The organism is Microbulbifer sp. ABF4_148, from assembly GCF_056158985.1.
On the sequence record NZ_JBSWUI010000001.1, the window covers coordinates 342,394 to 354,044 of the forward strand.

The 11,651-nt window shown below is 56.6% G+C and carries 11 protein-coding genes; 3 read left to right on the forward strand and 8 right to left on the reverse strand.

All coding sequences use genetic code 11. The features are described from left to right. Nucleotides 1-472 precede the first annotated feature (472 nt). The 3 genes from ACXAD0_RS01395 (at nucleotide 473) to ACXAD0_RS01405 (ending at nucleotide 5,348) form a co-directional block, all read left to right on the forward strand. Nucleotides 473-2,725 (forward strand): TonB-dependent receptor, encoded by a 2,253-nt coding sequence (locus tag ACXAD0_RS01395; protein WP_475086555.1) that lies wholly within the window; start codon nucleotides 473-475, stop codon nucleotides 2,723-2,725. Between the two features lie 111 nt (nucleotides 2,726-2,836). Beyond that, nucleotides 2,837-4,417, forward strand: coding sequence for a tetratricopeptide repeat-containing sulfotransferase family protein (locus ACXAD0_RS01400; RefSeq protein WP_475086556.1), 1,581 nt, complete (start codon nucleotides 2,837-2,839; stop codon nucleotides 4,415-4,417). Nucleotides 4,418-4,583: 166 nt separating this feature from the next. Continuing rightward, nucleotides 4,584-5,348, forward strand: a complete 765-nt coding sequence (locus ACXAD0_RS01405) for an oxygen-binding di-iron domain-containing protein (RefSeq protein WP_475086557.1) — start codon at nucleotides 4,584-4,586, stop codon at nucleotides 5,346-5,348. Nucleotides 5,349-5,538: 190 nt separating this feature from the next. Here ACXAD0_RS01405 and ACXAD0_RS01410 read toward each other — a convergent pair whose 3' ends face one another. The 8 genes from ACXAD0_RS01410 to ACXAD0_RS01445 form a co-directional block, all read right to left on the reverse strand. Beyond that, nucleotides 5,539-6,348 carry a hypothetical protein gene (locus ACXAD0_RS01410; RefSeq protein ID WP_475086558.1) on the reverse strand — a complete coding sequence of 270 codons (810 nt, stop codon included), beginning with the start codon at nucleotides 6,346-6,348 and terminating at the stop codon, nucleotides 5,539-5,541. A 67-nt stretch (nucleotides 6,349-6,415) separates the two neighbouring features. Further along, entirely contained in the window at nucleotides 6,416-6,697 is a 282-nt protein-coding gene (locus ACXAD0_RS01415) for a hypothetical protein (protein WP_475086559.1), read from the reverse strand. A gap of 165 nt (nucleotides 6,698-6,862) precedes the next feature. Continuing rightward, nucleotides 6,863-7,459 (reverse strand): DUF1287 domain-containing protein, encoded by a 597-nt coding sequence (locus ACXAD0_RS01420; RefSeq protein WP_475086560.1) that lies wholly within the window; start codon nucleotides 7,457-7,459, stop codon nucleotides 6,863-6,865. A gap of 71 nt (nucleotides 7,460-7,530) precedes the next feature. Beyond that, entirely contained in the window at nucleotides 7,531-7,857 is a 327-nt protein-coding gene (locus ACXAD0_RS01425) for a hypothetical protein (RefSeq protein ID WP_475086561.1), read from the reverse strand. A gap of 181 nt (nucleotides 7,858-8,038) precedes the next feature. Continuing rightward, entirely contained in the window at nucleotides 8,039-8,647 is a 609-nt protein-coding gene (locus tag ACXAD0_RS01430; RefSeq protein WP_475086562.1) for a hypothetical protein, read from the reverse strand. 213 nt (nucleotides 8,648-8,860) lie between these two features. Continuing rightward, a complete protein-coding gene (locus ACXAD0_RS01435; RefSeq protein WP_475086563.1) occupies nucleotides 8,861-9,331 on the reverse strand; it encodes a helix-turn-helix domain-containing protein in 471 nt (156 codons plus the stop codon). Between the two features lie 172 nt (nucleotides 9,332-9,503). Then, on the reverse strand, nucleotides 9,504-10,967 hold the full coding sequence (gene ubiD, locus ACXAD0_RS01440; protein WP_475086564.1) for a 4-hydroxy-3-polyprenylbenzoate decarboxylase: 1,464 nt from the start codon (nucleotides 10,965-10,967) through the stop codon (nucleotides 9,504-9,506). 179 nt (nucleotides 10,968-11,146) lie between these two features. Next, nucleotides 11,147-11,416 carry an RNA recognition motif domain-containing protein gene (locus tag ACXAD0_RS01445; protein WP_475086565.1) on the reverse strand — a complete coding sequence of 90 codons (270 nt, stop codon included), beginning with the start codon at nucleotides 11,414-11,416 and terminating at the stop codon, nucleotides 11,147-11,149. Nucleotides 11,417-11,651: the final 235 nt, after the last annotated feature.

Genomic DNA, 11,651 nt, shown 5'->3' on the forward strand with positions numbered 1-11,651 from the left:
GACAAAACTTGTCGATCTTCGCCTGTTGACCGGAGAGTTGCGCAACTCGCTTGCACCCCCCGGTGGATTGCAGTAAAACCTGAGACATGCATTACCAGCTCATCTCCGACACCATCATCGAGATCGCAACAGGCCGGCCCCTGCGCCGTCGCTCTTGCGACTTCCATCTCAGCGAGTGGTTTAACAATTAAGTGACTGCTATCGCGGTGCGATAGCGGGTTGCCGGTAACAAATTTCCGCCTGCCCACAGAAGAAGTATTCAACCAGCGGCGGACTCCCGTGTTTTTCCTTTGTAGCAATAACAAACCTCCCTTCCCCCAGGTATCTGGCTCAGGTCTTGCATGGCTGCAAGCCTTCGCGCCGTGGCGACCAGCGGTCTCAGCCGCCCGGCCCTTGCGCGGTTACCCATGGGGCGTTTGGGGAAACAAACCTTTCCAACGCTTACATTAACGAGAAGTCAAAAGGTAGCCTTATGACCCACTACAACAAGAAGCTCATCGCGCTTGCGATTGCCGCCACCACCGCGGCGCCCCTGGCCCTGCAGGCCCAGGAAAGCGAGCAGCCCTCCGCAACCCTGGAAGAAGTGGTGGTTACCGCTAGCCGCCGCGCCGAATCCATTCAGGAGATTCCCTACAACATCACCGCCGTCACCGGCGAAGCCATTAAGAACATTGGCGCCGACGACCTGAGCAAGATGTCCCAGTTCATCCCGGGCATGCAGATGATTGATTCCGGTGCCCGCAGCACTGGCCTCGTTACCCTGCGTGGCATGAACGTGGGCGGCCTGCAGGCGGCAGAAAACCAGGGCGGCAGTGACATCATCTCCCGCTACGTCAACGACACGCCGCTGCTGATCGACTTCAAGCTGGTCGATATCGAGCGCGTTGAAGTCCTGCGTGGCCCGCAGGGCACCCTGTACGGCCGCGGCGCCATGGGCGGCACCCTGCGCTACATCCTCAACAAGCCGAGCACCGAAGCCGTTGAAGGCTCCGTTACCACTGAGCTGTACCAGAACAGTGAAAGCGACAGCCTGTCTTCCGACATTACCGGCATCCTCAACCTGCCGCTGTCCGACACCCTGGCGCTGCGCGTTTCCGCCAACATGGTCGACGATGCGGGCTTCGTGGACTATGTGAACGTACTGACCGAACCTGGCGTCAGCAATGACAGCCGCGTGGTCAAAGACAGCAACACCGAAGAGACCACGTCTGTACGCGCCGCGCTGCGCTGGGAGCCGACCGACAATTTCCACGCACAGTTCAGCTACTACCTGCAGGACCAGCAGGCCGGTGGCCGTAACGCCGTCAACCTGGGCTACACCGGTGACGAGTACAGCTCCCCGCTGCGTTATCTGGAAGTCCGCGATAACCGCGATGACCTGTACAACGTCGAGCTCGGTTGGAACACCGACGCGGTCGAGATCTTCTCCACCACCTCGATCGCCCAGTACGAGGGCGAGGGCAACCGCGACCAGACCGACCTGCTGTGCGTCGACATCTGGCCGGGCTACTGTGACTTCCCCGAGTTCTCTGCCTACACCCTGGAAGAAGACGAAGAAGAAGCCTTCGTACACGAGACCCGCTTCCTGTCCACCGACGCCAACTCCCCCGAGTGGCTCGACTGGATCGCTGGTGTGTACTATGAGGAAAACGAAGGCACCGGCTCCTCCCGCGAGTTCACACCGGGCTACCAGGACTGGGCCGGCATCGATACCGGTTACGGCGAAGTCGAATACTGGGCCTATAGCGACAGCACCTTTGAAGAGCGTGCAGTGTTCGGTGAAGCCACTTTCCACCCGAGCGAGCAGCTCCAGGTAACCGTGGGTGCGCGCTACTTCGAACAAACCGAGGACATCGCCTACGACTGTACTGTGCTGCCGGTGTACTGGTACTGGACCCGCGACGAAGTCGTGCCCGAGTGTGATTCCGGCAAATCCGAAATCGACGACACCGTGTTCAAGCTGAATGCCGCCTACAACTTCACCGACGACGTGATGCTGTACGCTACTGCAGCCGAGGGCTTCCGCCGCGGCGGCACCAATATCGGCCCGCAGCTGCTCGACAGCGAGAAGGCCTTCACCTCCGACTCCGCAGTGAACTACGAGCTGGGCTGGCACACCACGCTGGCAGATGGCCGCGTGATCTTCAACGGCGCCATCTTCCGCATCGACTGGAACGACCTGCAGGTACCGGCCAAGTCCGAGCTGGCAGCCATCAACATCACCGGCAATGCCCGTCAGGGCCAGATTGACGGTATCGAACTGTCTACCCAGGCCGCCGTTACCGACAGCCTTGGTGTGAACGCGTGGGTGACCTACTACGACCATGGCCTGAAAGGCGACGCGCCGGAAATCGGCGGTTTCGACGGCGATGCGTTCCCCGGTGTACCGAATCTGCAGGCCAATGTGGCGGTGGATTACGCCGTCGAAGTACCGGTGGGTGAGCTGACCCTGCGCGGCAACGCCTACTTTAAGGATGAGATCCAGACACGCCTGAACAGCCTCGGCAGCTTCAACGACAACGAACAGCTGGACAGCTACACCCTGTTCAACCTGTCCGCGGACTACCGTCTCGACCAGTGGCGCGCGTCGCTGTTCGCCGACAACCTCACCAACGAGTACTACTACGTGGGTGGCCGCAGTGCACGCCGTTACGGTGAGCGCGGTCAATTCCACTACGTCGGCCTGCCGCGCACCATCGGTGCCAGCGTGTCCTACGAGTTCTAACCTGTCTCCTTCACAGGATGGTTAAGCGGGGCTTCGGCCCCGCTTTTTTATGCCCGATAATAAAGTGATCCCAGACCAGACCGGCATGTGCCGGTAACCCCGAGGCGTCCGATGACCCGTACCGAAATCGCACCCATGCTGCAAACCGTGCGCAAAGCCATGGCCAAACGCGACTGGCGCACCGCCACCGCGCTGTGCATCGAGATCCTCAAGCGCGACCGCAACCAGCCCGATGCCCATCTGGTGCTCGGGCTCGCCGCCGCCGAAGGTGGCAAACTGGACATTGCCTTGCGCGCCTTCGAGACCGTGCTCAAGATCGATGCCGGCCGCGCAGACGCCCGCATCCAGCGCGCGCGTTGCCTGGTGCAGGCCGGCCGACACGCCGACGCAGAACAGGAAGCAGACCTGTCCAATGCGACGTCACTGGACAATCCCAAACTGCTCGACCTGCTCGCCACCGTCTACAGCCATATCGGCAAGCAGGAAAAGGCGGAGCCATTGGTGCGCCGGGCCGCCAAACTGGCGCCCACCGACATCAACATCCTGTCCAACGCCGCCGCCATCCAACTGTTCGTGGGCGAAGAGGAACGTGCGGCCGACAATCTGGAGCGGGCCCTCGAATTGAACCCCGCCCATAGCCGCAGCCACTGGCAGCTTTCCAAAGCCAGGAAAGCCAGTGATGAGCAACACTGCGGCGCGATGAAAACCCAGCTGTTAGATAGCGCTACCAGAGACAGTGATCGTATCTACCTGCACTATGCGCTGGGCAAAGAATATGAAGACCTGCAACAGTGGGATAACGCCTGGCACCACTACCGCAAAGGCGCCGCGTTACAACGCCAGCGTATCCCGTACGCCGCTAGCGACGACAAAGCGCTGTTCGACTCGCTCACGACACACTTCGATCAACAGTGGTTCGACCGCATTCCGGCGGCAGACGCCAGCCAAGCAGATGCCCCAATCTTTATCCTCGGGATGCCGCGTTCAGGCAGCACCCTGGTGGAACGCATTATTGGCAGCCATTCACAGGTGCAGTCCCTCGGTGAACTCGCGCAATGGCCACTGGCGGTCAAGCGTCAAACCGGCGTACGCGCCACCGGACTGTTCCGTGCGGATATTGCCGCACAGGCAGCGTCCGTATCGCCCCAGGTACTCGCCGACAGCTATCGCCAGGAGATCGCCTACCTGCGCGACCCGCACCCTCGCTTTACCGACAAACTGCCCAACAACTTTGTCTACCTGCCCCTGCTGGCCAAAGCATTTCCCGACGCGAGCCTGGTGCATGTCTACCGCGATCCGATGGACAGCTGCTTCGCCATGTTCAAGCAACTGTTCGCCGATGCACACCCCTTCTCCTACGATCTCGACGAACTCGCGACCTACTACATCGGTTACCATCGCCTGATGGAACACTGGCGGGCGCTACTGGGTGAGCGCCTGATCGAAGTGCATTACGACACGCTGGTGCAACAGCAGGAGCAGCAGACCCGGGCACTCCTCGACAAACTCGACCTACCATTCGAAGCAGCCTGCCTCGAGTTTCATCGCGGTACAGCCGCTGCCGCTACCGCGAGCGCCTCCCAGGTTCGCCAGCCTATGCACAGCCGCTCTGTAGGCCGCTGGCATCACTTCGCCAGCCATCTGGAGCCACTTCAGCACGCACTACGCTCTGCGGGCATTGACTTGAACTGAGTTTATACGGGGCGCTCCCGCTTGTTGGCGCGCCCACACAACCCGAAACCCATTCGCGCTGCCCGCTTGATCTGGATCAATCTTCCTCTGCCGCCGCCCCGTATGATCGCGCCTTTTCCACGGAAGAATGACGCTTCCCACTCAAGGATTTCAAGGGCGCAGTGCGATGAGCCAACAGATCATAAAACTATACGATAACAACGATCATATTTGCCTGTTCGTGACTGGACTGGTGGAGGGAGAAGCGATACCGAGTAATCAGGTCGTCATTATCGATCACGGAGAAGCAGCCCTGTTTGATCCCGGCGGTGACCTTACGTACAGTGCGCTGTCCTTCGAGCTCTCCAAGCTCATCGACTTGAAATCCCTGCGCTACGTCTGCGCGTCGCACCAGGACCCGGATATCATTGCGTCCCTGCCACGCTGGCTGATGCATACCGACTGCAGGGTTGTGACCTCCAAATTGTGGGCACGGTTTTTACCGCATCTGGTTTCCGGCTTCGTCGCGGGCCAGATGAACGCGTCGCTGAACCATCGTATGATTGAGCTGCCTGATGAGGGTGGGCGAATTGCCCTGGGCAATACCAGCTTCGAAGCCATACCGGCGCACTTTCTCCACTCAGTGGGCAACTTCCACTTTTACGACCCGATCAGCAAAGCACTGTTTTCCGGCGACGTGGGGGCGGCAATCACCCCGGGACAGGATCACCTGCCAGTGGAGGATATGGCCGCGCATATTCCCCGCATGGAAAAGTTCCATCGACGCTACATGGCTGGCAACCGGGCCTGCCGTGAGTGGGTCAACCGTATCCGCGTACTGGATGTGGACATGATTCTGCCGCAACACGGAAAGCCATTTATTGGCAAGGACAAGGTGGCAGAATTTCTGGACTGGTTCGAAAGCCTGGAGTGCGGGGTGGACCTGCTATAACCACATGGTCTTTTAGGAGGGCGCCGCATGATTGACGGCGCCCGGACAGCGTCATACCTTACTGACCGACCAACAGCACGGTTGGTATACCGGCCCTAGACGTCGATCACCAAATTGTACAAAGTGATCAGTTGTACACCGTGAACGAGCTTATCGCGGCTTGCCACCAGGGAGCCGGCTGATCCTTTTATTATCGGCGTGTGGCAGTAGAACGCACAGCTGCTGCCGGCAAATCTGCAGACAAGATCTCCTGTATGACATCCATCGCGCGAATCTCATTGTTCGCCCGTGATACAAGTTTCCTGATATTTCTATCAAGATAAGGCAGCGGCGATTTCGGATCCAACCCTTTTAGCGCGCAAAAAACTGCCAGAGCATAGGCGTACTCTGCTTCTGACAAATAGCCATTGCGCTGTGTCTGCCAACCGATGGCGCCCGCACTCTGATACTGCCGAAAAGAGAACGCACTATTGGCCATAAAAATGCCAAACCCCATAAATACTGCGGCGATATCCGTGGCAAACTCCCAATTCTCCCATCCACCCGGGGGTGGATCCTCGCAGCCACCCGTCAGGTAATGGGCCAACTCATGCGCAAAGGTTGCCACCAGGTTGGTCGGATTACGCACGATATCTGGATGATAGGAGATGATGACATCGTTACTGTCATTCATGGAGAATGTGCCAAGAGGTTCTGCAGGGACATTTTGAATCGTCAGGAACTCTGCCACACGAGGGTCCGGCCCCACCTCCTGGCGTTCCAGAAGACAGTTCCATTCTGACATCCCCGCATAGTCTTTGACGCGCGCAAACGTGGATTCAACCGCCTCTTGCTCGGAGGTTACACTATCGGGGAAGTGCGCTTTGGTTGGCAGCACCAGGATCGTTTCCTGATAGAAGTCATCACCACCGAAATGGGTCAACAGCCACTTAAACGTATCAACCTGAAATTGCCGATCTTCATCGGAAATCAACGGCTTTGACTTGAACAGTCCAAACATGTCCCCGTTCCCCTAAGAGAAATGGCAGCTTCGATAGCGCGCTTCCCTAGACATTCACTTTAGTGAGTCAGCGTTCGAATGACTTTGCTGCTGACGGCACCTTGATGTCGAACAAGTAGAGCCGGGTCGGTTTGCCATTGATCGGAATCCATAGATCGCGCATGCCTGTCAGCGCCAGAACCAGGTCGGCATTTTCCAGTACGGCGAGACCGGGATCTGAGTCAACGCCAACAACCCCGCCACAGGCAAATATCATCGGAGGTGCTTCTCGACGACCTGCAAATTCGAATGAGACTTTGGCAGACGGCAAATCCACTTCCCCCCCAAACTCCTGCCTATCCATATGCACAATGTTCTCGCCCTCGACAGGCAATATGACGGGAAGCTCAACAGCATATTTGTGCGTGGCACACCCAGTGAGCAAGAACGCAGCAAACGCAAAAGCACACAATTTCACGGTATCGTCATCCCTATCAATGTACTCGCCTGTGCGGAATCGGCACTGCAGGCGATCTCAGTCCCTATAGTGTGGGGGCACATATCGATAGTGCCCGGTAATGTCATAGGCGAACAACATATCTTCCAGCACCGGCCCTGCGCCGATATTGTGGACAATCATCGGATTACCGCTGGCAGGCGAAATTTTGTCAGTTACGATGCCGATATGTGGCAGATTCCCGGGTAATCTCCAGGTCACGATATCACCGGGGCGGTAATCTTGCTGTCGACGGGAGATCGGCAGGACTTTCCCGTGTCGCGAAAAAAATTCCTGTAGGTTGGGCACGCGACGATGATCGATATTCCGGTCGGTGGACGTCAGCCCCCAGATTCTCTTCGACGGGTAGAGCGCGAAGTTATCCCGCATATCCTCATGGACCAGCACCTGAAGGTCAGCGCCAATCGCCCGATAGGAGCGGATGACCACATCGGTACAGACGCCAATATGCGCCGGGACATCACCACCGGGATACTCAATCGAAAAGTAGGCTCCGTCATAGGTAACCTCACTCTGGGTCCTGTCTATAGCCGCGTCAACCAGATCGGACTCAAATTCGCCGGCAATGCCACTCAGTGAAACCCAATACAACACTAAAGCCAGTAGTTTTTTCATGTGTACACGCCCTCGCTACGGGTCTCGACGGGCACCCTTGACTGTATTGCTGTGATGCGATTTGACGCCTCTTAATTTCGGCCTTCGAAGTAGACCCAGAGATAGAAGAACCCGACCATAGTGCCGAACGGAAAGTTGATCAAACAATACACCGAATAGGGAATGGCGAGAGAATGCGGCCCACTGCTATCCTGTATGAGGCCGATACCCGCAGCGAGACCAATACTGTTAATGAGTATTAGCGCCCCCATAAAGCCAACAAACACCCAGACCATGAAATCTGGAAGGCCGCTGTGAAAGAAAAGGTAGAACACCACAAATGCGATGGAAACAGCGGCGAGGGATATAGCAGCATGGATCGCCAGCCCCCAGCCCGCCAATTTTTCTTTACTATCCACTGTAATTTCTCCCTGTATCTAGACCCACCACGCAAAGTGCCCCACACGCTTCTTGTTGATCAGGCGACCTGGTCTTATCGCGTTACGGTGCGACCCACGGTATTGCGCAGCTGCGGATCATTGCTACGTTGCCAACGCTCGTCGCTTTTCCTTGACCGAGCGGAGTGACTGTAAACTTTATTCAGCTAGATGCCTGCTCTTCTCTATCGCGGCAAGAATTCAGCACCCAGATGAAGAATAGCGCGATCAAATCGATTCCCACCCCGAAGCCTCCGAGATCCTCGCCAAAATACAGCCGAAAATCGGGATTGATCACTGATAAATTAAAAAATATTTGACCCTGTACGCCAACCAGCAGACTGCCGAGGCCAGTATAGGAATAGAACATGGCCCCCGTATTCAATGTAACCAGCTGCAGAACCTGATTGATATAGGATATTTCGAAGCCTAAAGACTTTCGCTTCATGAGCATATAACCGGCAACGCCATTGAATAGGGCAATTGCCAGATAAATGGCTACTCCAATCGAGTCGCTACCGCGAAAAACAAATAGAAGAGCGACGATAAGGAACGCTGCACATGTTGCCATCTGCAGCCAGCTCAATAGATTTAGTCGCTGATCAATCGAAATAGAAAACGCTTCCTGTTCTTCTTTTCTCAGCGATTCGATTTCGGGACGCCTTATTTCGAGTTCGGCGAGTAGCGCCTGGTAGTTTTCCGGATAGGCATCTTTATCGATACTTCTTAAACTCTCATTCAGCTCCTGAATGCTATATTTCGAATAGTCCACGACTTCCCCGTTAAATGCTCGGACATTAAGCAGGCAGCCGCCTGTTAAGACCTCAATTGCGACCCTTATGTTTTTTTGTGGTCGCCATGGCGACCGTTGGCTACCTGTTCAGGGACGATCGACGCAGTGCACCGGCCTGTATAAAAAGCGTTCACCGCAGATGACACAAAACCGGTGTTTAGCTTCGAAAGCCCCTGTCACGGTAGTGATGTGCTACCAGATTTCGTAGCGGTCCCCCGCCCGAATGATATTAGCAATACCATAAGCGATGACCATCATCCACAATGGTCCGATGAACGCTTCGAGCTTGTATTCACCCTGGACGACCATTGCCGCGAACAGGCCCAATGCAAATATCAGGGAAAGGAGCACGACCTGCTTTTCTCCTTTTACCCAATCTTCCCGCTTGGACAGTCCGAGCCAACCAAACTCGGAGCCGATAAAGTTCATACGGAATAACAGCGGCAATTGCTTCCATTCTTTTGTTGTTTTGTCTATCACACCTATCTCCTGTTCCAATGTTGATATTTCAACCTCAAACACTGAAGCAAGGGATTTCAGGGACTCAAGACCAGGTTTCTTGCCGCTCTCGATTCGCTGAATGGTACGAACATTCAGCCCGCTGAGCGCGGCGAGCTGCTCTTGTGTCCACTTTCGACGTTTTCTTAATTGTTTAAGATACACAGTTCTATCTCTTGCTATCAGTCGAACCGGATTCTGACGTTCAAGACGAAATGTCGGCCACGTCATTCACCCGAAATCGACCCGACAGCACACTTTTTGACCAATTCGACGCCCGACTCCTCTCGCTCGTACGTCGACCTTCCCCGACTGACACGAAATTCTGGCAGCAGCATTACAACCCGAGCTTGCCCCACATCTCATCGACCTTTTTCACCACGTCGGCATCGCGCTCGATGGGCTCACCCCACTCGCGGTCAGTCTCGCCTTCCCACTTGTTGGTGGCATCAAAGCCGATCTTGGAGCCGAGACCTGAGACCGGCGAGGCGAAATCGAGGTAATCGATAGGCGTGTTTTCCACCATGGTGGTATCGCGGGCCGGGTCCATCCGGGTGGTCATGGCCCAGATCACGTCTTTCCAGTCCCGCGCATTCACGTCGTCATCGGTAACAATGACGAACTTGGTGTACATGAACTGCCGCAGGAAAGACCAGACGCCCATCATCACGCGCTTGGCGTGGCCGGGATACTGTTTCTTCATGGTCACCACCGCCAGGCGGTAGGAGCAGCCCTCGGGCGGCAGGTAGAAATCGGCAATCTCCGGGAACTGCTTTTTCAGGATGGGCACGAAGACTTCGTTGAGGGCCTCACCGAGAATGGCGGGCTCGTCCGGTGGACGGCCGGTATAGGTGCTGTGGTAGATCGGGTCTTTGCGGTGGGTGATTTTCTCCACGGTGAATACCGGGAAACGATCTACTTCGTTGTAGTAGCCGGTATGGTCGCCGTAGGGACCTTCATCGGCCATATCATCAGGATAGATAAAGCCCTCCAGTACATATTCCGCACTGGCCGGCACCTGCAGGTCACTGAGCTTGGCTTCCGCCACCTCGGTCTTGTCACCGCGCAGCAGCCCAGCAAAGCCGTATTCTGACAGCGTATCGGGTACCGGCGTGACCGCACCAAGAATGGTGGCCGGATCCGCCCCCAGGGCGACAGCCACCGGGTAGGGCTTACCCGGATTACGCTTGCACCATTCGCGGAAATCCAGCGCGCCGCCACGGTGGGACAGCCAGCGCATGATGAGCCGATTCGGGCCGAGCAACTGCATACGATAGATGCCCAGGTTCTGGCGCTTCTTCTCCGGACCACGGGTAATCACCAGCGGCCAGGTCACCAATGGCGCGGCATCGCCGGGCCAGCAGGTCTGGATCGGTAATTGGGTGAGGTCGACCTCATCCCCGCTGAGCTCAATTTCCTGGCAGGGAGCGCCCTTGACCACCTTGGGGGCCATGTTCAGCACCTGCTTGAATACCGGCAGCTTTTCCCACGCGTCACGGAGGTTTTCCGGGGGCTGCGGCTCCTTGAGGAAGGCGAGCAGCTCGCCCACTTCGCGCAACTCGCTGACATGCTCGCGCCCCATGCCCAGCGCCACGCGTTCAGCAGTGCCGAACAGATTGGCCAGTACCGGGGTATCGAAACCCACTGGATTTTCGAACAGCAGGGCCGGGCCACCAGCGCGGAGCACACGGTCGGCGATTTCTGTCATTTCGAGATTAGGGTCTACGGGGTGCTTGATGCGCTTTAGCTCGCCGCGCTTTTCCAGCAGCTTGATAAAGTCGCGCAGGTCTTTGTATTTCATTCCAGCTCAGCAGTTGCAGGGGGATTTTGGTGCAACGCGCAGTGTAAAGCAGGAACGACAAAATGGGGAACGCTACGTATCCGTCAGCCGGATAAGCGTTGACAAGGGGCGGGATGGAGAAACGGCCCGCAACCAAGGCTACGGGCCGTTGAAGATCGAACGCTCAGCGAGCGACCGTCTTAGTAACGCGGACGACGCGGACGATCTTCGCGCGGCTTGGCTTCATTCACACGAATGTTGCGGCCAGACAGCGGTTGGTCGTTCATTTCTTCGATCGCCTTACGTGCTTCATCGTCGTTAGGCATCTCGACGAAACCGAAGCCTTTAGAGCGGCCAGTCTCACGGTCGGTAATGACAGTAGCCCGAGAGATCTCTCCGAACGCACCAAATGCATCCTGCAGGTCGTCGGAAGTTACCGCGTAGGCCAGGTTTCCAATATAAATATTCACAAAAAGTTCTCACTAACGTTGTGGGCTGTCGTTCAATTCACAGTTGGAGGCCCAGCACCACGAGGCTCTCCAGCTGAGACTAACCCCTGTTACCAGCAGTCACCTGCGGGCTTGGGCCAATCCGGGTCGGGCGTATCACATATCAGCGCCACGCTGTGGAACTTTATATGCCGGCGATATCGCCTTTTCAACTATATCCGGTCGAAATCATCGTCAGATTCAACCCGAATATGAC

What these genes read in the sequence shown, in the direction of transcription:
- ACXAD0_RS01395 (WP_475086555.1), top strand. Translation starts at nt 473, where the DNA reads ATGACCCACTACAACAAGAAGCTCATCGCGCTTGCGATTGCCGCCACC.
- ACXAD0_RS01400 (WP_475086556.1), top strand. Translation starts at nt 2,837, where the DNA reads ATGACCCGTACCGAAATCGCACCCATGCTGCAAACCGTGCGCAAAGCC.
- ACXAD0_RS01405 (WP_475086557.1), top strand. Translation starts at nt 4,584, where the DNA reads ATGAGCCAACAGATCATAAAACTATACGATAACAACGATCATATTTGC.
- ACXAD0_RS01410 (WP_475086558.1), bottom strand. Translation starts at nt 6,348, where the DNA reads ATGTTTGGACTGTTCAAGTCAAAGCCGTTGATTTCCGATGAAGATCGG.
- ACXAD0_RS01420 (WP_475086560.1), bottom strand. Translation starts at nt 7,459, where the DNA reads ATGAAAAAACTACTGGCTTTAGTGTTGTATTGGGTTTCACTGAGTGGC.
- ubiD (WP_475086564.1), bottom strand. Translation starts at nt 10,967, where the DNA reads ATGAAATACAAAGACCTGCGCGACTTTATCAAGCTGCTGGAAAAGCGC.